At 51.9% G+C, this 23,619-nt stretch carries 16 protein-coding genes; 4 read left to right on the forward strand and 12 right to left on the reverse strand.

Annotated features, from left to right (window positions below; translation table 11 throughout):
• Nucleotides 1–45: 45 nt before the first annotated feature.
• The 3 genes from FD428_RS19465 to dcuC form a co-directional block, all read right to left on the reverse strand.
• On the reverse strand, nt 46–1,944 hold the full coding sequence (locus tag FD428_RS19465) for a methyl-accepting chemotaxis protein (protein ID WP_114848040.1): 1,899 nt from the start codon (nt 1,942–1,944) through the stop codon (nt 46–48).
• A 356-nt stretch (nt 1,945–2,300) separates the two neighbouring features.
• The gene (locus tag FD428_RS19470; protein WP_114848041.1) at nt 2,301–3,995 is read right to left on the reverse strand and encodes an NAD-dependent malic enzyme; all 1,695 of its coding nucleotides are present in this window, start codon (nt 3,993–3,995) and stop codon (nt 2,301–2,303) included.
• A gap of 27 nt (nt 3,996–4,022) precedes the next feature.
• The gene (gene dcuC, locus FD428_RS19475) at nt 4,023–5,390 is read right to left on the reverse strand and encodes a C4-dicarboxylate transporter DcuC (protein ID WP_114848042.1); all 1,368 of its coding nucleotides are present in this window, start codon (nt 5,388–5,390) and stop codon (nt 4,023–4,025) included.
• Between the two features lie 347 nt (nt 5,391–5,737).
• Here dcuC and FD428_RS19480 point away from each other — a divergent pair, with 347 nt between their 5' ends.
• Nucleotides 5,738–6,631 (forward strand): MurR/RpiR family transcriptional regulator, encoded by an 894-nt coding sequence (locus FD428_RS19480; protein WP_049010346.1) that lies wholly within the window; start codon nt 5,738–5,740, stop codon nt 6,629–6,631.
• 37 nt (nt 6,632–6,668) lie between these two features.
• Here FD428_RS19480 and FD428_RS19485 read toward each other — a convergent pair whose 3' ends face one another.
• A complete protein-coding gene (locus FD428_RS19485; protein ID WP_114848043.1) occupies nt 6,669–8,039 on the reverse strand; it encodes an adenylosuccinate lyase family protein in 1,371 nt (456 codons plus the stop codon).
• A 414-nt stretch (nt 8,040–8,453) separates the two neighbouring features.
• Between FD428_RS19485 and FD428_RS19490 the strand changes: the two genes are divergently transcribed.
• Complete coding sequence (locus FD428_RS19490; protein ID WP_012134495.1) at nt 8,454–9,491, forward strand: porin; 1,038 nt, start codon at nt 8,454–8,456, stop codon at nt 9,489–9,491.
• 10 nt (nt 9,492–9,501) lie between these two features.
• Entirely contained in the window at nt 9,502–10,278 is a 777-nt protein-coding gene (locus tag FD428_RS19495; RefSeq protein ID WP_012134496.1) for a DUF4886 domain-containing protein, read from the forward strand.
• A gap of 183 nt (nt 10,279–10,461) precedes the next feature.
• On the opposite strand, the gene FD428_RS19500 is transcribed toward FD428_RS19495, so the two are convergent.
• The gene (locus FD428_RS19500; RefSeq protein ID WP_168190570.1) at nt 10,462–12,669 is read right to left on the reverse strand and encodes a TonB-dependent siderophore receptor; all 2,208 of its coding nucleotides are present in this window, start codon (nt 12,667–12,669) and stop codon (nt 10,462–10,464) included.
• A gap of 341 nt (nt 12,670–13,010) precedes the next feature.
• Between FD428_RS19500 and FD428_RS19505 the strand changes: the two genes are divergently transcribed.
• Entirely contained in the window at nt 13,011–14,078 is a 1,068-nt protein-coding gene (locus FD428_RS19505; RefSeq protein WP_326999281.1) for a LacI family DNA-binding transcriptional regulator, read from the forward strand.
• Nucleotides 14,079–14,116: 38 nt separating this feature from the next.
• On the opposite strand, the gene FD428_RS19510 is transcribed toward FD428_RS19505, so the two are convergent.
• The 7 genes from FD428_RS19510 to uxaC form a co-directional block, all read right to left on the reverse strand.
• A complete protein-coding gene (locus FD428_RS19510) occupies nt 14,117–14,536 on the reverse strand; it encodes an RbsD/FucU family protein (protein WP_049011918.1) in 420 nt (139 codons plus the stop codon).
• Between the two features lie 45 nt (nt 14,537–14,581).
• The gene (locus FD428_RS19515) at nt 14,582–15,346 is read right to left on the reverse strand and encodes an SDR family NAD(P)-dependent oxidoreductase (RefSeq protein ID WP_012134502.1); all 765 of its coding nucleotides are present in this window, start codon (nt 15,344–15,346) and stop codon (nt 14,582–14,584) included.
• Nucleotides 15,347–15,463: 117 nt separating this feature from the next.
• Nucleotides 15,464–17,338, reverse strand: coding sequence for a TRAP transporter large permease subunit (locus FD428_RS19520; RefSeq protein ID WP_058668440.1), 1,875 nt, complete (start codon nt 17,336–17,338; stop codon nt 15,464–15,466).
• A 76-nt stretch (nt 17,339–17,414) separates the two neighbouring features.
• On the reverse strand, nt 17,415–18,458 hold the full coding sequence (locus tag FD428_RS19525; RefSeq protein ID WP_012134504.1) for a TRAP transporter substrate-binding protein: 1,044 nt from the start codon (nt 18,456–18,458) through the stop codon (nt 17,415–17,417).
• Between the two features lie 371 nt (nt 18,459–18,829).
• On the reverse strand, nt 18,830–20,293 hold the full coding sequence (locus FD428_RS19530) for a mannitol dehydrogenase family protein (RefSeq protein ID WP_114848045.1): 1,464 nt from the start codon (nt 20,291–20,293) through the stop codon (nt 18,830–18,832).
• Between the two features lie 73 nt (nt 20,294–20,366).
• A complete protein-coding gene (locus tag FD428_RS19535) occupies nt 20,367–21,911 on the reverse strand; it encodes an MFS transporter (protein WP_047459551.1) in 1,545 nt (514 codons plus the stop codon).
• A 20-nt stretch (nt 21,912–21,931) separates the two neighbouring features.
• Nucleotides 21,932–23,341 (reverse strand): glucuronate isomerase, encoded by a 1,410-nt coding sequence (gene uxaC / locus FD428_RS19540; RefSeq protein ID WP_115182191.1) that lies wholly within the window; start codon nt 23,339–23,341, stop codon nt 21,932–21,934.
• Nucleotides 23,342–23,619 lie beyond the last annotated feature (278 nt).

Here is a 23,619-nt window from a genome sequence, read left to right on the forward strand (position 1 = left end):
CGAAGGGCTAACCCCATCATGCTGCGCGTTTTGTTATACCGCTTTTCAGAGTTTGAAGCTGCCGACCACTTTTTCAAGCATCTCGGTTTGCGATTCCATTGACTGGGCCGCTGCGGCAACCTCTTCTACCAGCGCCGCATTCTGCTGGGTCGCGCTATCAAGCTGAGTAATGGCGATATTAATCTGCTCAATTCCGCGACTTTGCTCATCGCTTGAGGAGCTGATCTCAGAGATTAAAACGCTCACGTCTTCAACCTTCTCCATTAAGCCGTCCATTGTCGTACCCGCCTGGCGAACCAGACCGCTACCTTGCTCAATACTGCTGACCGATTCTTCAATGAGCTTCTTAATTTCCTGCGCGGACTGAGCGCTTCGCTGCGCAAGAGAACGCACTTCACCGGCAACGACGGCAAAACCACGGCCATTCTCACCGGCCCGCGCCGCTTCAACCGCCGCGTTCAGCGCCAGAATATTGGTCTGGAACGCGATGCCATCAATTACGCTGATGATTTCCACCACTTTTGAGGATGAATCATTGATATTGCTCATTGTGGCAACCACGTCATTGACCACTGAAGCCCCCGCTTTCGCCGCGTCGGAAGCCTGTGTCGCCAGCCTGTTCGCCTGCAACGCATTCTCCGCATTTTGCCGTACGGTGCTGGTGAGCTGCTCCATCGACGCCGCCGTTTCAACAATGGAAGCGGACTGTTCTTCCGTACGGGAGGAGAGATCCAGGTTTCCTCCGGCGATCTGCCGCGAAGCGGAAGAAATTGCCGAGGAGCTGTACCCAACCTGCTGCATCAAATCCTGAAGGAACGCGATGAATTTATTAAAGTTATTGATGATGGCATTAAATTCCGGGCTTTTACTTTCCACAAGCCGTTGCGTGAGATCGGCGCCGCCGCCGGATAGCGCCTCTATGTTCCTGTTCAGCAGCGTCACATTCCTGAAAATGTTGCGCACAATCAGCATCAGGACAAGAACAATGATAAGGCCGATCACCGTCTGCACGAGCGTGAGTGTTGTCAGTATCGCATTAGACTGGCGCACCAGGTTGCTGCTGGGCGTATCAATCACCAGATACCACGGGCTGCCTTCTATCGACAAAACAAACAGCGAATGGGCGCCGTCTTCGCCGTCATAGCCGCCCTCATATTCCGCTTTTTGCCCCTGGCTCAGCAGATTGAGCAGCGGTAAAGCTGACGGAATATTCAAATCACGCACATTCATCAATGCGGTATTGCCTTGAGTCGGCGCGCCGTTCCCAACAATTTTGCCATCAGACTCAACAATTAATACGGTTCCCTCAACCGCCTTCCCCATCTCTTTTGCCAGTTGGTTAAAAAAGCCCAACGTCACATCGATAGTGGCGACACCCCAGGCCTTTCCCTCTTTCCAGATTGTCATCGCGCAGTTGGTTCTCGGCTGCGGGCTGGCCGAATCCTGGTAGGCTTTGGCCCATGCACACTCACCTTTTGGCGCAGCCATACCGTCTTTATACCACGGTTGTTCCCAGTATTTTTCTGACTCCGGCTGGTTCCAGACCGTATTAAGCTGGAGCACGCCACCGGCATCGCGCGCATAAAAAGTGCTGAATTTGTCGCGGCCCGGCTCGCGTAGCCCGGGTAATGGCCAGATGCCGCCGCCAAAAACGTTCAGATCGCCATACTGGTTCACAAACAGCGGCAAGAGCGCGTCAATTTGCTCGCTCTGAAGCCCGGAAACCAGTTCGGTGATCGTGCGCTGCTGCGCTTTAACGCGGTTCATTTGCTCTTTTATCGCGTCACTTTGCAGCTCGACCGTGGCTCTTATATTTCTGGTTTCCGTTGCAATAATCTGTGGAGAGACGAATTGTTTGATAACAACAAACGTAACCAACAGTAATATAACAAAAAAACTTATAAGCAGGAGTGTCACTCGGGCTTGAGTTGTTTTCCACATCATGGGGTAGGGTCTCGATCGGTTTGGATAAGTGTTATAACGACATTTATCCGCAATTCTTTACTTATTTCGATCGCTCTGAATAAGGTTTTCCCCACATAAAATAAAAACAGCATTTTAATTAACAGCCGTCCATCTGACCTTGTATAAGGCCGCACATCCGCTTTCAAAAATAATTAAATACATATCATGAAGTTGCACAATCCACGCAATGCATCGCAGGCTAATGAAGTTTTATTTTTCAACTTATGATGTCAGTTTTATTCCTTACCTTTATTTTTTATCGCCTTGTATTTTTTATTAATACGCCCGGCCCCGCTCTGGCGCGACTGCCGAAGCGGAGCATTCATAGCCAAAAACTAGATAGCACGGCGTTTATAAGGACGATAGTGCGGTAGCCAAAAATGCGCCGTAATGCGCTGTGTCAGCACTGCATCATCCAGCGCATCCGCTACGCCGGACAGCTGCGCCGCCTTCCCCACCGCAAAGGCAATACGGCGGGTTACATCGCATATCATATTGATTTCCGGCAGCAATCCTCCGCCATGATGACGCACCAAAGGCGAGGCGTCGGCAAGCGCGCGGCTCGCCGCCATCAGCATCGTTTCCGTGATCCTCCTGGCGCCGCTGGCAATTGCGCCAAGACCAATGGCAGGAAAGATATACACGTTATTACACTGCGATACCGGTATCGTACGTCCGGCAAAATCTACCGGCTCACAAGGGCTTCCCGTTGCGATAATCGCCTGTCCATCAGTCCAGCGGATAAGGTCCTGCGGCCGGGCCTCCATTCTGGAGGTCGGGTTAGACAACGGCATAATAATCGGGCGCTCGCAGTGGCGATACATCGTACGCACCACCTCTTCAGTGAACAGCCCCGCCTGCCCTGAAACGCCCAACATCACGCCGGGTTTCGCGTTATGAATGACCTCCAGCAAGGATGGCGTCGCGCCAGCGTATGCCCATCCAGATAGCATTTCAGGAGGCTGCGCCAGCGGAACCTGAAAATCAGCCAGCGACGAGGCGGTGGTCATCACCAGGCCGTCGCGATCCACCATGAAAATCGTTTTGCTGGCCTCTGCGGCGTCCATACCTTCGGCCACCCGGCAGGCGATGATATGGCGGGCAATGCCGCAACCCGCCGCCCCTGCGCCAACAATAACCATCGTCTGCTGATTAAAATCACGCTGACTGGCGCGGCAGGCCGCTAAAATTGTCGCCAGCGCGACCGACGCCGTTCCCTGAATGTCATCATTAAAACAGCACAGCTCATCACGATAACGATGCAGCAAAGGAACCGCAGTATGCTGGGCAAAGTCCTCAAATTGCAGCAATACATCCGGCCAGCGACGTTTCACCGCAGCGATGAACATACCGATAAACGCAAAGTAGTCTTCACCGGTGATGCGCGGATGCCGCCAGCCCATATAGCGGGGATCGTCTAATAATCGCGGATTGTTTGTCCCGACATCCAGCATAACGGGCAACGTATGCGCCGGATTTACCCCGCCGCAAACGGTATACAGCGACAGTTTGCCAATCGGTATCCCCATTCCCCCGACGCCCTGATCGCCCAGTCCCAGAATGCGTTCCCCGTCCGTCACCACAATCACTTTGATATCGTGTCTCGGAATATCATGCAGAATATCGTCAATACGTTCGCGATCGAGCCACGAAATAAAGACCCCTCTGGCGCGACGGTAAATCCCGGAAAACTTTTCACAGGCCGCGCCAACAGTCGGGGTATAAACAATCGGCAGCATTTCCGGGAGATGTTTTTTCAGCAGGTAATAAAATAGCGTCTCATTCGTATCCTGGATATTACGCAAATAAATATGCCGCGCGTTATCAGACTCCGCCTCCAGATATTGTTGGTAAGCGCGTTCCGCTTGCTCATCAATATTTTCGATAGCGCAGGGCAGCAATCCATTAAGATTAAAATCATTCCGCTCTTGCTGAGTAAAACTGCTCCCCTTATTCAATAACGGCGATTCCAGTAACAGTTTCCCCGTAAACGGGACGTATAAAACATCGTGTGTCACGTTGTTGTCCATGAGTTAAACCCGGTAATAAGAAAAGCGTTAAATCAGCACATAGTTGGCAATCAACATCGCGGCAATCCCCGCCAGCGCCGGGAGCAGCGTTCTTCTGACGATCATAAACGGTGAGCATTCGCCCGCTTTGCTCACGGCGATAATGATGCCTGCAACCGGAGAAATAGAGCGCCCCATTCCCGCCATCAGCTGCATAGGCAGAATCATATTGACCGCGCTTTCACCAAACTTCGCCGCGATAGAGGGCGCCAGCCCGGAAAAGGAGAAGAATGCCGCCACGCCAGAACCGGTTAATACTGCGGTAACGCCCACCAGCGCCGTCATCACCAGCGTCATACTGGTAAAGCCCAGACCGGCGCTTTGCACGGACTGAAGGAGATAGTCCACTGCGCCGATCTTCTGTAGCCCCTGGGCATAGATATCCGCACAGACCAGTAAAGAAACGATACTGGTAAACATGCTTCCCATTCCTTTGAAAAATACCTGCAACCCTTTGCAACAGGCGAGGAAATCACGCGTGGTGAACAGCTCGAAGAAAAAAGCGACCACCGCCCCGAGGATCATCGCCGTCACAACGTCAATTTTGATGGATGCGATCGCCAGCGGGCTGAAAACCAGAACCAGAATGACGGGCAATACAGGCAGCAGCGCATAAATGGCGGGCACTTTGCGTCCTTCCTCTTCCGCTTCGGCAACCTCTTCCGTCCCCGGAACAAACCCATCTTTTTTATCGAAATATTTGGCGGTAAAGAAAATCACCACCGCGACGGCCAGCATAACCACAACCGCCACCGGCATCTGATAGTGCGCAAAGTAAATCGCGCTTTCCATTCCGGCATGTTTGGCCGCAAGATTCGCCGTTCCAACCGCCGGGCCAAGATCCATAAACGCGCACAGGCCGATCATCGCGGCAGCGGACGCTTTACTGACGCCCAGCCGCACCAGAACGGGAAAAAACGTCACCAGTAATAACATCGCCAGCCCGGCTGCGCTGGAGATCGCCACATGCAGAAGCTGCGCGCAAATGTAGCCCAGCGCAAGAATAAGATAAGGCGCTTTAATGACCTGCAAGGGACGAATACACATATTCACCATCGCATTCGAGGCTTTGATGTGATCCATATAACTGGCGAATCCTCCCGCCGCCATAATAATTAAGCCGATACCCGCGATTTGCGTGGTCAAAGACTCTTTTGCAAAACTGAAGATATCCAGCCAGGTTGACCCGGTAGATTTTGCTTTACCATAAAGAATACTATTCTCTGGGTAAAACAGAACGGTAACTGTTAATAACGCCAGCCCCGCGAATAATAACACAGTTTGCGGCTGGTAATTTTTCACAATTAACCACGCGGCAATTACTGTTATCACTATTGCTATAATAAATGCAGTCATAACAACAATCCCTATACCATACAAATCAGAGATGTCAGCCTTATGCAAGCAGCGTTTTCACCAACAGCTAAAAACCTGCTCATACATATTGCCATGAGAATATGTCCGTCAGTTCACGGTATTAAATAATTGTACTGTCGATTTAATCGTAATAAACCACCGTGCTATAAAATATGGGAAAGGGCTTTTCCCATATTTTTTTGTGAGTAAGATCGCATCTTATCTACATGGGGCGCGATCCCGCAGAAAATAAGACGTTTTACTAAATTGCCAGCCACGGAATGATTGACGGCAGAGGTATCTTTTCATATAACAATCTCAATATAAAACGTCACCGGGTACTGCACATGTACAGAAAAAACACATTAAGTCTGGATGAGTATAATTCACTCACCCAAAATATTGGTGACCTGACCGAGTCTGAATGTCGGCTTAATGACTATATTAATAAACACTTCAGCGAATTACCTTATCATGGGATTGTCGATCTTTCCCAGAATGCCGCCGTGAGCAAAGCAACCATCGGGCGCTTTCTGAATAAAGTTGGTTTTACTGGCTATGCAGCTTTCAGAAGAGCGCTGGATACCACGCTGTCAAAAAACAAAATCGCCGCGCCTTTTGAGAAAAACAGTCGCCAGCGACCTAAAAACACCACCAAAACAGAACAGATTGTTGATACCTTTAATAATAAAGTCACTTCATTATTTAATGGTTTTAAACAGACTATCAGCATCGATAGCCTGAATAAATTCATCGAACTGGTACTCAACAGCCAGCGCCATATTTATGTGGTCGGCCCTTCCTCCTCCCACGCGATGGCGCTGCATTTTTGTACGTTGTTAAAGTACTTTCGCAGCAACATCACTCTTCTGCCTACCGACATCAGCGAGCTGCCCAAGTGCCTGATAAACATCGAACCAGATGATGTTCTGATCGTATTCTCCTACTATCGCTTTAACCGGGTCGCACTCAATATCGCGAAATGGTTCAGAAAGAAAAATGCGACCGTCGTGCTGATCACCAATTCTGATGCTAATCCTTACGGTAAATTCTGCGATCTTCAGTTTGTACTGCCAAGCGACGTGGAGTCCATTTTTCAAAGCCGAATTCTCGGTTTCTTTTTTATCGAACTGATTCTGCATCTGGCTTATGAGAAGAGTGACAATGAAGGCAACTTTGCCCAACTGGAAGAGTTGTTTCTCTTCTTTGAGACATTTTCCGCTTCTTCACATAATACCTGACCAGCAGAGTCGGGAGGGACGCTCCCGACATAAAGCGCTACGCGATATCGATGACTTTCATTTCATCAAACCGCGCGAGGGTCTCGGCAATCAGCGCATCGTTGCAACCAATATAAGACAACGGCTCGCAGGCATCGGCAATTTCTTCTGCGGATAACGACGCCCGAATTTCCGGGCTGGCGTGGACAATGTCGATAAGACTTTGCTCACCATTCGCCTGACTGAGCAGCGCTTTAACTAAATTATAAGCGGGTTCTCGCCCTATTTTGTTCGCCAGATTCATCGTAATCGATTCCGACATAATGAAAGATTTCGAGCAGTCAAAATTAGCGCGCATTCTGTCTTCATTCACAATAAGGTGGGAAAGCAGCTTTTTGGCCCGGCTAAGGCTGACCGATAAGGCGTTCGACGCCTCGGGTAGAATCGTCCAGTTCAATACTCTCATCGACGCCGCGCGCACATCCTGCTGATCCAGCATCGCAGGCGCGCCGGAGGCGTACATCCAGCCCATCCTCGCCAGCGTCTGAATCATATTGCTGGCGCGCGGATTAGCCTTGTGCGGCATGGTGCTGGAGCCCCCGCCGCCCTCGCCTTCAAGCACTTCCGCGATGGGGGTGCGTCCCAGAGTTTCCACGTCATTCGCCAGGCGGCAGAGCGTACCGTGAATCAGCGCAAAGCATTGAACCACTTCAACAATTGCATCCTGGCTGGCATTGTTTATACCACAGGGAACGTTTAGCCCCAGCGCCCGCATCAACCGCTCACGCGTCGCCATTCCCTGAGAACCGACGGAGGCAAGATTCCCCACCGCGCCGCCAAACAGACCCGTAATCGCCCGGGGATAGAGCTGTTGCAGCCGGTTCAGATGCCGATTCACCTCCGCCAGATAGCCGGAGACGTGCAGCCCCCAGGTCGTGGCGGAAGCATCAACCGAATTAGTGCGCGCAACCATAACGGTGCGGGCATGCTTTAAGGCCATGCCCTTCATCTCTTCCCCTACCTCAATCAGTTGCTGATATACCCGTTGCAGCGTCTGCTGTAATCGCATCGCCACGCCGGAGTCCAGCAGATCCTGGGTGGTGCATCCCCAGTGGAGATAGCGGCTAACCAACGGAGAGCCAGCAGCCGAAATCTGGTCGATCAAGGGCTTAATCGCCATGCCTACCGTTTGCGTTCCCTGGGCTAAGGCAGACCAGTTTATCTCGATGTTCTGACATACCTGCTCGATTTCAATCGCCGCCTGTTCAGGAATAATGCCCAGCTCGCTTTGCACGAGCGCTACCGTTGCTTCAAACGTCAACCAGCAGCGAAGCAGATTGTCGTCAGACCAGATCTCCCGCATCCGACTCTCGGTAAAGAGCGATGAATAGAGGTCAGAATCAAATACTGTTGTTTGCTTACCGTACATACTGCGACTCTCCGGCAATATAAAGCATCTTAATATAAAAGGTCGTGAATGAATCTTGCGGGATCGGCCAACTGATTAACAGGGGAAAATAAAATTCCCATTCATAAAATACGTCATGAGAATTTTGTTTTCCCTTTTTAACACCCGAAAAACACAAAAATGAGATAGCTATCACAATGAGTTGCCTTGTTAGTGCAACGCGTATTTCGCTTTGCTTTAACTTTTCGCAAATAAGCATCATTAAATTTAGCAACACGATAAAACAGGACATCGTTATGCGCTAAAAATCACATTTTGTAATGAGAAAAAATAATTCCCATATCATGACTTTCCTTTTTTCCAGAACAATCCCTCCTGCGATAAACCGCTCACTCGAACAGACAAATAAGCTAACTATTGTTTTCTGGGGATGCTATGAAAATAAAAATGATTTCACTCATTCTACTGACGGGGATGACAACCTCCTCATATGCGATGAGTATCTATAATAAAGATGGAAATACGCTGGATATTTATGGCCGTGTAGAAGGTAAAATTGCCAGCGGAGAAAACTCTTATGCCGGAAGCGAAACACGAACGAATCTGGGTGGCCGTCTGGGGATTTACCTTACCCGGGATTTGGATTTTATCCCCGAGACAAAGATCGTGGGCCGTCTGGAATGGCAAGTGCGAACCGAAAAAAACGACAGCAATACCGGGGATAGCGATTTAAAAGCGCGCTACTCCTATATTGGTTTGTCCAATAAAACCTGGGGCGAACTGATTGTCGGCAGGACCAAAAACCCGTTGTATCAGGTCATGAAAATGACTGATAAATATAAAAACTTTACGCCGAATATTTACAGCTACGGCATCACCACCATTGATGACTCCTACCAGTTCAACCGCCAGGACGGCACCGTACAATGGAATGCTAAATTTGCAGGCAATGAGATACAGCTGGCGTGGGTCGCGGGCAATGGCAGCAGTAATGAAGCCCTGGATTATGGCGCAATGGCCAGTTACAGAAACACGCTCAGACTGGGGGATTTCAGACTCACACCGGCGATTGCCGCCAGCCGTTATAAACGCCAGGATGGCGTAAAAACCACCGATGGCCGGAATCAAAACGACCAGATCATGGCAGGCTTGCAGCTCAGCTATAAGAACGTTGAAGCCGCCGTCACCGCATTACGCACATCCATTGCGCGCGATAATAAAAGCGACAATGACTTTAAAGGCATGGATTCATTACTGTCCTGGAAATACGGTAAATTTAAATTCCTTACCGGTTACAGTTTCCTGGATGAGAAAGATAAATCCGTCTATGAAAAAGAGGACTGGCGTGTCGAAACACAAATAACATTAGCCGATGATACCTGGTTATCATTTACTTACGATAAAGCCTTCGCCAATAAAAACCAAAAAGTCAATGATGACGCGCTCATCGTTGGACTCCGCTATGACTTCTGACAGGTGATTTATGAAAAGAATAATGCAGTTATCCCTTGCATCAACTTTTTTATTTGGCAGTTTATGTGTGCATGCTGATGCGCTATTAGCGCCCTCACCCTATGCAAAAATAGAGGGGGATAATAAAATTGTCGCGCTGTATGGCAACTCTTTTACGTTCTATAACAACAATATTAATACCCGGTTGCGGGATCTGACGCGCTCTTTACTGCCGAATCACGCGAAAGGGTATAAATATCGGGGGATCACCATCTCAAGCGGTCATTTAGGCTGGCAAATTCATAATCTCGCCTATCAGAATACATTGCAAAAATGGGACGTTGTCATCTTGCAAGGCAACTCTACGGAGACGATCTCGCAGAAAGAGAGCACCCGGCAGAATTTCATCGAATCCGCGACAAAAATGGCGGATATGGCGCATCAGGCAGGTTCAAAAGTCGTGTACTTCATGACCTGGGCAAAGCGGGATCAACCAGAGGATATACAGAAACTTGCTGACGCCTATGTTTCCATTGCGCAGAAAACTGGCGGCTATGTCGCGCCGGTCGGCCTGGCTTTTGAAAAAGCGCGTAAAGCACACCCGGAAATTAATCTTTATTACCACGATGGCGTACACCCTTCCATCGCAGGAACCTATTTAGCCGCCTGTGTGTTCTTTGCCACGCTGTATAACCAGTCGCCAGTGGGCGGAGCGCTGCCCGTAGACACGGATATGACCCCAGCCACCGCAAAAGCATTGCAGCAGATTGCGTGGGAAACCGTCAGCGAGTTTCAGAAATCATCATAGCCGGTTCGGTTGCCCGATGGCGCAAGCTTATCGGGCCTACAATCTCACCACGCCGTAGTACCGTAGGCCGGATAAGGCAAAGCCGCCATCCGACATTACCCACACCACACCGTAATACCGTAGGCCGGATAAGGCGAAGCCGCCATCCGGCATTACTACCGGGCATCCCTGCCCGTTTTTAACTCAGAAGTCGTAATTAACAGACAGCTTCAGGGTACGCGGTTCGCCACGGTACACATACACGCCATCGTAGTCGGATACACCAGACCAGTATTGCTCGTTGGTGACGTTATCCACCCCTAAACGCCATACCATCTCATTCTGCTCCTGGTTTATGCGCATCCGGTAACGAACGCCGAGGTTAAGCGTGGTGTAACTGTCCAGCTTCTTCTCATTAGCGGCGCCGTCATACTGCGAGCCGGTGTGATTCAGTCGCGCGGTAGCGGTCAGCCCATCAACCTGCCGGATATCATATTCAGCACCGAGAACGGCGGTGAAACGTGGAGTACCGGAAGCATCATTCCCCTGGTTGACGCCATCCTGCGTTTTGGTCAGTTTCGGCTGTAACCAGGTCGCACTGCTGTTCAGACGCAGACCGTAGACCGGCTCACCAAACAGGTTAACTTCCACACCCCGGTTACGCTGCTCGCCATCGGTCGAATATTCCTGCGTCGTCTCGTTCTTAATCACGGACGGTTTCTTAATCTCAAACAGCGCCAGGCTACCGCCGACGGTGCCGAAATCAATTTTCACGCCCACTTCATTTTGCTTAGAGTGCAGAATACCGATGCTTTTACCGTAATCCGGCGACTCCTGATCGGTAATGTTTTCACCCGGCTGTAATGCCTCGGTGTGGTTGGCATACAGTGACACCGTGTCCCACGGCTTATATACAATACCGTAGGTCGGCATCCATCGACTTTCCGTATAGCGAGAGTCAGTGTCTTCTTCACCGGTCGCATTGCTGTAGTTACGCACCACCACTTTCTGATTACGCGCGGCGACGGTCAGCAGCACCTGGTCATCAAAGAATCCCAGCGTATCGCTGAGGAGATAACCCTGAGTACGGTTTCGGGAGGTTGTCAGCGGATCGTGATAGTTGCCGCCGGCGAGATCCCACTGCGGCATCGGCACGTCATGGTTGTCATAGATATTGGTCATGGAGCCAGGGTTGGCCCAGTTCATACGCCATGCCGTTTTATCGCGTTTGATCACCGCCGAATAGCCCAGGTTCACCTTATGGCTGACCGACCAGGTATCAAATTCGCCGCGAATACCCGCCATACTGCTAAACGCGTCAATAATACGGTTGGTATACAGCACATCGACGACAGCATCACCCGATCTGTTCAGTAATTTTGGCGCGGTATAAATCCCGGTTTCATGCGCATGTTGCGCCCCGGCGCCGCCGTAGACCGTCCAGTTATTCAGGATGTCGTATTCAGCGCGCGCCATACCGAACTGGTTGGTGATATCACTGTAGCCCCACTTCTGGCTGTAGTTATCCGTGTTGTTCGGTACATCCGGCACGAAATCGACGCCGCTTAAGTTAATTCCCATCGTCCCGCCGTGGAACGTCTTTTTCTGGGCGGCGACATCCAGCGAGGAGCGCAGTTTATCGCCGCGATAATCCAGCCCGAGGGCGGCCAGCGTCGTGCGTTTTTTCTCATTATCAACGGCGGTTTCGCCTTCACGATGCAGAATGTTTACTCGCGCGCCAAACTGATTGTTATCGCCAAAACGACGACCGGCATCCAGCGTGGTGCCTACCTGAGTTGAAGAGGTGTAATCCACTCCCAGGCGCGTCAGCGGCAGGTCATCAGCATGTTTCGGCTCCATGTTGACCATACCGCCCACGCCGGAACTTGCTGCGCCGTTCACGAAAGAGCTTGCGCCTTTAAACACTTCCACGCGCTCAAACAGCGAAGCATCCACGACCTGACGCGGCAGCACGCCAGCCAGACCGCCCCAGGTCACGTCATCCCCCGCCAGCTCAAAGCCGCGAATACGATAGTTTTCTGAGAAGTTCCCGTATCCCTGTACGGGCTGTACTGCGGCGTCGTTTTTCAGCACCTCGCCGATGGTCTTCGCCTGCTGGTCTTCCACCAGTTTTGAGGTGTAACCGATAACGTTAAACGGCACATCCATCGCTTTTTGTTCGCCCAGAACCCCCAGCCGTCCTCCGTGGGCAACCTGCCCCTCCAGGAACGCGGGCACCTGCGCGTCGCCACCGGCTTTAAAACCACTGTTTGCGGATTTGGCCTCAACGACCATCGTATCTTCTTTCCCGGTAGTGTCTTCTGCTGCGTAAACACCGTGAGCGGCGGCACCAATCGCGAATGCCAGCAAGGATTTTTGCAGAGAATAATTATTTTTTGCGCTGCTTTTCATCATTAATCTCATGAATACAAGGACACGAAAAAAACCCTTTAAAATGGGGTTTTATTGAATGAAACCCGAACAAAAATGCTCGTTTTATGTATGGGAAGGGTTTTCCATATATATGTTCTGTGTCCATCCTTGATACGAAGAATAATCACCGAAACCCGCACAGCCAACATGATAATGAGAGTGAAACTCATTATCAATGTTATTTAGATTTTTCATTGTGTGAACAACGGTTACGGGATTTATGGCATTGACACGATTAGCTGTAACGTTACACTAAACCGTTGTAGTTTATACTCTGCTATCCAGATGGCGATACTGAATGAGCCGCCATTCACCGATTGCTGCAAAGGAGATGTATGGCAAACATTCGAGATGTCGCAAAGCATGCGGGCGTTTCCGTCAGCACGGTGTCCAATGTGCTTAACGGCCGCGCCGATCAAATGCGCCCGGAAACGCTGGCGCGCATTCAGCAAAGCATGCAAACGCTCAACTATTTCCCCAACCGGGTCGCTCAGCAACTCAAAACGGGGCAGGCAAAAATGATCGGGTTGCTGGTGCCATCCATCGTGAACCCCAGCTTTGCGGCACTGGCGCGTGAAGTGGATCTGGCCGCCAAAAAACACCTCTACCGCGTGCTGATCGGCAACACCTATCGCCAAATCGAAGAAGAAGAAGCGTTTCTGGAAGATATGTTTGCTCATGGCGTTCGCGGGATTATTGTGGCCGCCTGTGATATCGAAAAGCCGCATTTCGCCCGCGCGGCGGCGCAGGGCATGATAATGGTGAACTACGATGGCCGTATGCCTGCAAGCGTTGACTCTGGCGGTTTCGCGCTGGACAGCGTGTCGATGGATAACGTTGAGGCGGGCCGAATGGCGGCAGAGCATCTTATCGCGCGCGGGTGTCGCCGCCTCGCGTTTGCGACCGTCGCAGGGATGACCCCCAGCCGCGCGCATAAAATAGAAGGCTTTCTCAGCGCGGTACGCCAGCACAACATGTATCGTGAAGGGATGATCATCGAAGGAAAAGCGATGGCCGCCTACGGAGATACCGAAATGACCGAACTGGGCCGTTCTCTGGCGCAAACCCTCTGCCAGCAATCCCTTCGTCCTGACGGCATCGTCGCCATTAACGATGCGCTTGGCATTGGTTTGATGAGTGGTTTGCACGAAGCCCGTATCCGCGTGCCGGAAGAGATCTCTCTCGTCGGTATCGACAATATTTCACTCTCTGGCCTGGTTTACCCCGGCCTGACCTCTATTATGCCGCCGCTCACGGAGATGGCGGACGTGATGGTTGAGCGCCTGATCGCCCGAATAGAGACTCCGGCAATCCCTCCCGACGAGTTTTTGTTTCCCCCTTCCCTGGTATGCCGACAATCGGTGCGGGAAGCGGAAAATATACGATGAGAATAACGCGAGAAGAACGTCGCGTTCTTCTCGTCTTCTCAGAGTAATGTCGGGCCGACGGTGAGGAGAATATTGGCAAAACGGCGGGTTTCGCCTGACGCAATCACCAGCAGCGTATCCGATGATTTTGCCAGCGCGTAAAACGCATTTCGCTCAACATGAGAAAGTTCCGTCATTTCTGAAAGCAGACCACGGTATTCACGCTCAATCGTGTTATCAAATTCAGCCGGGCTCGTCATTAACGTCGCTTTCTCTACGTTAATATAGCCAAGAATTTTCTCCAGAATCATCACGCTGCCAATTAAGCCGGGAGAAAAGTTAAGCCAGATAATACGTGCCTGCGGTGACGAGTTGGTCAGGAAAGAGTAATTCGCATCCGCGATCAGAATATTGGCTTTATGACCGCACTGCGCCAATGCCTGTAATAAATCAGGATGAATAATATCTGACTTTATCATAAAGAGTCCCTTTTAAATCAGGCGGGTTTTACAACCCGCCCGCTTTTACGCCCGATAAATACCGCCATTAATATCAATCGTCGCGCCGGAGACGAAACCATCATATTCAGAGGCGAGGAAACAGATTACCCGGGCGACATCTTCAGGCGTACCGGCGCGCCCCAAAGGAATAGCCTGAATCGTCTGGTCGGCAGAGGCCTGCGTCGTATGCTGATTATGAAAACGGGTGCCCAGAATCAATCCAGGGGCCACGGCGTTCACCCGAATGCCAGATTCGCCCAGTTCGGCGGCAAGTGAGCGCGTCCAGGTCAAGACGGCGCCTTTCGTGGTGGAATAAACCAGAGAGCCCGCATGGCCGCCGGAACGACCGGCTAATGACGCCAGATTCACAATGCTCGCCCCATCTGGCGAGGCTTTCAGCCAGGGTAACGCCTGCTGGGTGACATTGAGCATCGTGGTCATATTCACGTCAATAACGGTACGCCAGAACTGTGGTTCGATCTCGCCGAGCCATTTTCGGGCGATAATTCCACCGACGTTATTCACCAGAATATCAATGCCGCCAAGAAACGCCGCGCCCTGCGCAACGCACCGCGCGGCATCTTCCTCATTCGTTAAATCAGCATAACCGCAAGCCGCCCGGCCTCCCTTTTGCTCCGCAATGGCCATTAATTCTCGTGGGCCTTCTTCGCCACTGAAATAATGAATATAGATATCACATCCGGCCTCAATTAATTTTCTGGCCGTTTCTTTACCAATACCCTGTTCCGCACCGGTAATAAAAACTTTTTTACCCACTAATGATCCCATTTCATACTCCACTTATTCAGATTTAAACATCGCCAGGCGATAACCTGTCGCGTTACTGCTATTTTCAGCACGCGGACATCCCCGCCACTGAGCGTGGCGAATATCCGTAATGAATAATCAGTAGCCTGCCAGTCCAGGCAACCAGGTGGTTAATGGCGGCGCCATCGCCACAATGATGATGCCGACGAAAACAACCGCCAGATATTTCGCCATTGGCCGAATAACATGTTTCATCTCCACACCGCAGATGGCGCAGGTGGTATACAGCCCTAATCCAATCGGCGGTGAAAATAAGCCAAAGCCCATCGCCAGAATCATGACAATACCGAAATGCAGCGGGTTAAACCCAAGCTGAATGGCGATTGGCACCAGGATAGGGGCGAAAATGATCAACGCTGGCGCACCTTCCAGAACCGCGCCAAAGATAATCAGAATCACAATGGTCAACAGCAGGAACAGCCAGGCGCCTTGTTCCATCCCAATCCCCACCAGCAGTTCAGCGATTTGCTGCGGAATCATCTGTATCGTCAGCGCATAAGAAAGGCTGGTCGCGCAGGCGACGATGAACAGCAGTACGCCGGACATGGCCGCGATATCAATAAACATTTTCACCGTCGCTTTCAGCGTCAGCTCGCGAAACGCCAGGCGACCGACAACGATGGCGTAAATCACCGCAAAGGCAGAGATTTCTGTCGAGGTCGCAATCCCCATCATCACCCCACGGCCAATCATAAAGATCATGACCAGCCCCACGGCGGCGCCAAGGTAGAGCTGCGCACGCGGGCGTAAAACCGGGTAAGCCTCGCTGACGTTAATTTTTCCGCCAAAACGGTTGGCCGCGATCATCAGCAGTATCAGCAAGCAGACGGCGGGAACCAGGCCGGCGATAAACAGCGCGCCGATGGAGATATTCGCCACAAACCCCATGACGATCAGGTTTACGCACGGAGGAATGGTCTCCGCCATCACCGCCGATGCGGCGAACACCCCTGCGGCCTCTTCGCTGTCCTGCTTAGCGCGACGCACCGCAGGCATCAAGACACCGCCCACCGCAGCGACATCCGCCAGTTTGGAACCGGAAATCCCGGAGAAGAAGGCCATCGACAGCACGGTCGTCATGTTTAACCCGCCGCGAAAGCGCCCCATCCCGCGCACAATCAGCTCAACCAGACGCGTTGACATCCCGTTGATTTCCATTGCCGCCCCGGCAAGTAAAAAGAACGGAATCGCCAGCAGAACGAAGTGGTCTACCCCGGCGGCAACCTGCTGAGAGAAAAAGACAAACGGTAACGACGGATCGCAAATAAAGAACACCATTGCGGACATGCCCAGCGTAAACGCGATAGGCACACCGGCCAGGATACCCAGCGCAAAACAGATCAGCATCAGCCCCGCCGCCGCGCTGGCCGGATCGGCCATCAGCGAGAGTTTCAGATACCCCAGCGCCGCCAGCACCAGGATTCCGCCGCCGCTGAGCAGAACAACCCGCGCGCGTTCATGCAGCGCATGTTCCAGCGCGGCCACCATCATTACCACGGAACCGATCAACACCGGGATAACGTAAATCGTCTGCGGCAGGCCGGTCTCGGTCGTTTGTACCCGCGCGGCCTGCACCAGGTCATAGCTGGAAATAACCAGCCCCACCGACACCAGAAACAGCACCCAACGACTGGCGTGGATAACATAAGGGCGCACCTGCTCGGGCAAAAAACGCAGGAACAGATCGACGCCAATATGCCCGCCTCTGCCTGTGGACGTGGCCACGCCAAAAAAGACGAGGGCAATCATCAACGCACGCGCCACCTCTTCCGCCCAGTGAATCGGTGAATGCAATGCGTAGCGCCAGATAACGGATGCGAATACCACCAGTACGTTGATAAACAGCACCAGTGCCCCGGCCCAGGATGTTAAGGTCGTTAAGCCTCTGCTCAGTCGGCCTAACAGCATCAGCAAAGCATTTTCATCCTTTGCTTTCATAGAGATATCTGCCATGTTGGACTCCTTTCATGGGCTTACCGGGTGATACCGCCGACCCACCCCAAAACCGGCTGAATCGGCGGCTCACGTATTACGACTTATCGCCTGGCGCCGCGGCGGTAATCTCATCAACAATCGGTTTCATATCAGGATATTGATCGAGGAATGCCTTCCAGACCGGCTGCACCTGCTGCGCAAAGTACGCGCGATCGGTCTCGCGGAATGTCACCCCTTTGGCTTCCAGGTTTTTAATCGCTTCCTGCTCTTTCTGGCTTGCCTGCTGGCGCTCGTACTCTGTGGCTTCCTGCGCCGCCGCAAGGACATCGGCCCGCAGCGCTTCTGGAATTTGCTCGAAGCTCTTCTTATTCATGGCAATCATCAGCGGGTTAAAGCTATGGCGGGTCAGGGTGCCATTCTTAATAATTTCATAATATTTGCTGGAGTAGATGGTCGGCGCATCATGTTCAACGCCGTCGATAACGCCCATTTGCAGACTGGAATAGACCTCGCCGCCCGGCATCGGAATCGCCACCGCGCCCATATGATTCAGCGTGGCGATAAAGTTAGGCACTGGCAGAACGCGGATTTTCAGATTCTTTAAATCTTCAGGTTTTTCAATGGCCTTTTTGGTATACACGTTACGCGCGCCTAAGTTATAGCCATAACCCAGCACCATAACGTTGGCTTTATTCAGCATTAACGCAGAAAGCTGCTCGCCCGCTTTTCCGTCCAGCGTTTTGCCAACCTGGTCGTAATCTTTAAACAGATAACCCAGATCCAGAACGCCGATTTCAGGCACCAGCGTGGCCCAAATCGAGGTGCCGGAGATCATCATATTGATTGCGCCAATGCGTACCTGCTGCGTGGCATCGGCCTCTTTTCCTAACATCCCGTTGGCGAAATAGTTGAGCTTAATTTGCCCTTTCAATTTTTCGTTTTTGTTCAGGTTCTCCTGAAAACGGGTAAACCAGATATAGTGCGCGGAGGAATCATCCCCGGGCAGAGAGGAGTAAACGCGAAAATTAAGCGCTGCCTGAGCAAAAGAAGTCACCACACTGCCCGCTATCAGCGCGGTACTTAAGCAAGCTAAAGCTAAAAAACGTCTGGTCGAACGAAGCTGTTTTATTTCCATCATGATTGTCCTTCCACATACCATTAGGGTAGCGATAACGCCGTCTGGCACCGCTAAATCGCCAGGAGAGTAAATGAGAAAAACTGCTGTATGTTTCTTCTGTAACGTTTTAGTGTAACGTTACAGAAACTATCCGCCTCCCTGTACAAAAGCAAGTCGCTTCCTTTCATCAGTGGGAGTGATATGTGAATTTTGTGGCGGACATCGCTAATTCGCGCAGGTGCGTTACATCGTTAAAACGACATCATCGCTGTTTAGTCACTGTTTAGCGCAGAAGAAAGCGACGGGAGAAAAAAAGAGGAAAAGGGTTGGTGAATGGGGGGCGTCAGTCAACGCAGGAGTGCCGTCGTTATCTGGCGGCACTCCTTTACGCTTTACCGTTCAGAGATATAGCGGGCGACCGTCGCTTTCGCGCCGTTTTCCAGCAGCGACAGGTAAGCCTGCGTTACCTGCGCCACAAACAGCGGCTCATGCGGTAATTCGTTCCCGAAAATGGCCTCCACGCCCAGCAGCGCTTTTACCCGCGCCTCGCCTTCCGCGCTCTGCATCACCGCATTCTGCAAGACCGGCAACAGCGGATCGCTGACGTCAATACGGTTTCCCTGTTCATCCACCCCGCCGACGTAACGCATCCAGCCCGCAACGCCCAGCGCCAGCAGATCGAAACGATGGTGGTGAACCAGGTGCCAGCGAACGGAATCCAGCATGCGCTGCGGCAGTTTCTGGCTGCCGTCCATCGCAATCTGCCAGGTACGGTGACGCAGTCCCGTGTTGCTGTAGCGCGCAATCAGCATATCGGCATAGCGGGTGAGATCCACCCCCGTCACGTTCAGCGTCGGTGCCTGCTCTTCCAGCATCAGCGCCCTCGCGGCGTGTCGGAAGTGCTCATCTTCCATACACTCATTAATGTGCTGATAGCCGGAAAGATAACCCAGATAAGCGAGGAAAGAGTGGCTGCCATTAAGCATACGCAGCTTCATCTCTTCAAACGGCAGCACGTCAGCCACCAGTTCGGCTCCGGCCTTTTCCCATTCCGGGCGGCCTGCGACAAAGTTATCCTCGATAACCCACTGGCGGAATGGCTCGCAGGCCACGCCTGCCGGGTCGCGCACGCCGGTAAGCTGTTCAATCTTATCCAGCGTTTCCGCCGTCATCGCCGGGACGATACGATCCACCATCGTGGAGGGGAACGTCACGTTCTGCGCAATCCAGGCAGCCAGCCCGGCATCAACGGCTTGCGCATAGGCGCATATTACGTTGCGCATAACATGACCGTTTTCCGGCATATTGTCGCAGGACATCACGGTAAACGCCGGGAGACCCGCCGCTCTGCGGCGCGCCAGCGCGGCGACAATAACGCCCGGCGCTGATTTTGGCTGCTGAGGGTTTTGCAGATCGGCAACGATAGCCGGGTGATCGAGCATCAACTGGCCGGTAGCCGGAGAGTGGCAGTAGCCTTTTTCCGTGATCGTCAACGATACAATGGCAACCTGCGGCTCGCACATGGCAGCCAGCACCGTTTCCAGGCCATCCACCTGCGCATGCAGCGCGTTCTTCACTACGCCAACCACGCGGGCGGTCCAGGCATCGGCCGACATTTCCGCCACCGTATAGAGGCGATCCTGATTTTTCAGATCGGCGATCTGCTGCTCGCCGCCAATCAGGTTAACTTCGGTGTAGCCCCAGTCGCTGCCGTGTTCCGCAGCCAGAATATCCGCATAAACGGCCTGATGCGCACGATGAAACGCGCCGAATCCCAGGTGAACAATTCGCGGAACCAGCGCGTTGCGATCCCAGTTCGGAACGGTGGCTTTCGCGTGTAATAGCTTATTTTGCATCTTTCTACTCACTGTATAAAAAGAGGGATTGGCGGCAGCAGGCCTATTGCGCCCTTGCTGCCGCCAGGCTGTATCAGCTCAGTATGGAGGTGGGTTCAGCGGGCTTTACCCGTTCAGGCGCGCTTTGACACCAGAGCGAGTCATAGCTGTAACCCGTCAGGTCTTCCACAATATGGCGGGCTTCCGGCGTCACATCCTGTTTAAGACCGTCCGCTTTGAGGCGTTCAATTTCGTCCACGAAAATTTTGTGCGTGCGCTTATTCAGATGGAAGGTCAGCGCTTGCCACAGTGCAATGATCAGAAGCCCGGCCGTACCAACGAACAGCAGCATGGCAATGGTCGTGATCGCTTCCTGCGGCTGCGTCTGGCTGCCTTTCACGAAGCCGCCGCTTTGCAGAAGCAGGCCCACGGCAAAGGTCGCAATAGCTACCGTTGTCTTACGGGAGAACGTCATGACGGCGGCAAACAGCCCTTCACGGCGCTGGCGGGTGATCATTTCGTCAATGTCCGGGATGAACGGGAACACGTTCCACGGCGTGAACTCCAGAATGCAGCGCCCAACCTGGTAAACCCCGGCGAGAATCACCAACAATACGATTTTGTTGTCGGTCGGGAACTGGTAAACCAGGAAGAACCCGCCCAGGCACAGCATCATCAGGCTGTAGGAGAAGACATAGAGGCGAGAAGGGCCATATTTAATAATCGCCACGCCCGCTGCCAGCGTGACCGGCAAGCCGACGATACTCATCGACAGCAATGTTCCCGCCAGCGAGGATGAAACATTCAGGCAGTAGACGCAGAAAAAGACGAATACGGTGTTGTAGACATCCTTGGCGGTAAAGGAGAAGAGATAGATCGCCAGATGTTTACGGAACGCGCGCACTTTTAACGTTGAGGCATACTCTTTGAACAGGTTGCCAAACGCCGCCAGTTTTTCGCCAGCAGTCATCGGCTGACGCTCTTTTTCCATTTCCGCCAGCATTTCCGGCGTCAGTTCACGTTCCCAGGTCACTTTCCAGGAGATAAACACACAGACCGTAAACAGCACGGCAAATACAACGCCGTTGATCAGATACGCATCCGCGTTGTTTTCACCCAGCCAGCCGATCAGCAGGCCCGGAATAAAGGTGGCAAGGAACGTCCCGGATGCCGACAGGAACATGCGGCACGTTGACAGTTTGGTACGGTCATTGAAGTCTTTGGTCATCTCAGACGGCAGCGTTTCCCACGGGATCAGCACCATAGCGGCGATAATCTCAAAGGCCAGATATACCGCGAGGTAGAACCAGAAGTTCATGCCGTTCATCCATAACAGGATGTAAACCAGCATGAGTGGCGCGCCAATGAGCAGGAAGAACCGGCGGCGGCCAAATTTCTTGCCCAAATAATGCTTATAGAAATGGTCCGTGAAGCTGCCCATAAACAGGCTCACGATCGCATCGACAATACGCGCGATCGCCACAATAGACGCCGCTTCAATCGGCGACAGACCAACAAAGGTGGTATAGAAGAAAAGCAGCCAGGCACCGATAACGGTAAATGCGCCGCCCCCCATGATATCCGTCAGGCCGTAGCCGATACTGACGGGAATGGTGACTTTTCTGTTCTTACGGGTCATCGTTTATTCCTGCATCAGTCTTATCGAAAACGGAAATAGCGGCGGGCGTTATCCACGCAGATGCCACGAATCATATTATTGAGGATCGCATCGTCCTCCGGCACTTCCCCTCTTTCGACCCACCCGCCAATCAAATCACAGAGAATTCGGCGGAAATAATCGTGTCGGGTATAGGAGACAAAGCTGCGGGAATCCGTCAGCATACCAATAAAGTTAGAGAGTAATCCCTGATCGGCAAGCGCATTGAGCTGATTCACCATGCCGCGTCGCGTATCGTTAAACCACCAGCCGGAGCCAAATTGCAGCGGGGATTTCACGCCATCTTCACCGCTCTGGAAATTAGCGATGGTGGAGGCAACCACATCGTTATAGCTGGCGTTGAGGTTGTAGAGGATCGTTTTCGGCAGACCGTTGTTTTCCGCCATTGCGTTCAGCAGACCATTCAGGCTTTCCGCAAGGTGCGTCTGATCGCCAATGGAATCAAAGCCACAGTTAATGCCGATTTTTTCGAACATTGGCGTGTTGTTGTTGCGAATCGCGCCAAAGTGAATCTGCATTGCCCAGTCGCGCTGTTTGTACATTTTGGCTAAGGCGACAAAAATAAGGCTATCCCAGGCCTGAAGTTCATCTTCACTCAGCGCATCACCTGCCAGTCGGCGCTGGAACAGCGCGGCCTGCCCGGCAGCATCAAACGGGCGAAAACGAACGGCCAGCGGCCCATGATCCGACACCCGGCAACCCGTGCTGTGGAAAAAATCGACGCGCGCTTCAAGCGCCGCGAGAAACTCATTCAGAGTGGTAATGGTTTTTCCGGTTTTCTGCGACAGACGAGAAACAAACGTCAGGAAACGATCGGGATGCGTTTCAAACAGTTCATCGGGACGGAAGGTCGGCAGCACGAGCGTTGAAAAATCACGCTTTTCCGCCAGTCGCTGATGATATTCCAGATCGTCAAGCGGCCCATCGGTTGTGCAAAGCGCTTCAACATTTGAACGGGTAATTAACGCCTGCGGTAAAAAATCATCGCGACGTAATTGTTCATTACACTGCGCCATAATCGTGCGCCAGTTCTTACTGTTTAGCGTTTCCTCAATCGCGAAATAATATTTCAGTTCAAGATGAGTCCAGTGATACAGCGGATTACCAAAACTGGCCTCAACGGTTTGCGCCCACGCTTCAAATTTTTCCTCTGAAGAGGCATCGCCGGTAATTTTCCGCTCGGGTATGCCATTGGCGCGCATCGCCCGCCATTTATAATGGTCCCCTTCCAGCCAAAGCTGGGTAATATCGGCAAAAGGTTTGTTTTCCCAAATCGCTTTCGCTTCAAGATGGCAGTGATAGTCAATAATAGGTAACGTCTTAGCCAGCTCAGAATACAACCGCTGACCCGGTTCGTTATTTATCATAAAACTTTGATTTATCATGGACATAATTACTCCGCACAAGGGGATGGCTTTTGCTAAAACGTCCCCAGGTTGAGGCTAAAATCGGTGTATGACAGGTACTTAATAGCCCCGACATTACCCCTCCCGCCCATTTAAAGTCTACTACCATACAAGTGTAATTAAGAAATTTGTGACTTAAATCATGTTATGCAACTTTCAATAAAAAAATCACTTTCAGTCATAATGGCGTGTATTAATCCCTGTGCGATAGCGGCTATTTTCACGATAAACGACAAATAAGAACAAACTGATCATTATATTTT

Source organism: Citrobacter sp. TBCP-5362, assembly GCF_005406305.1.
Classification (GTDB): domain Bacteria; phylum Pseudomonadota; class Gammaproteobacteria; order Enterobacterales; family Enterobacteriaceae; genus Citrobacter_B; species Citrobacter_B koseri.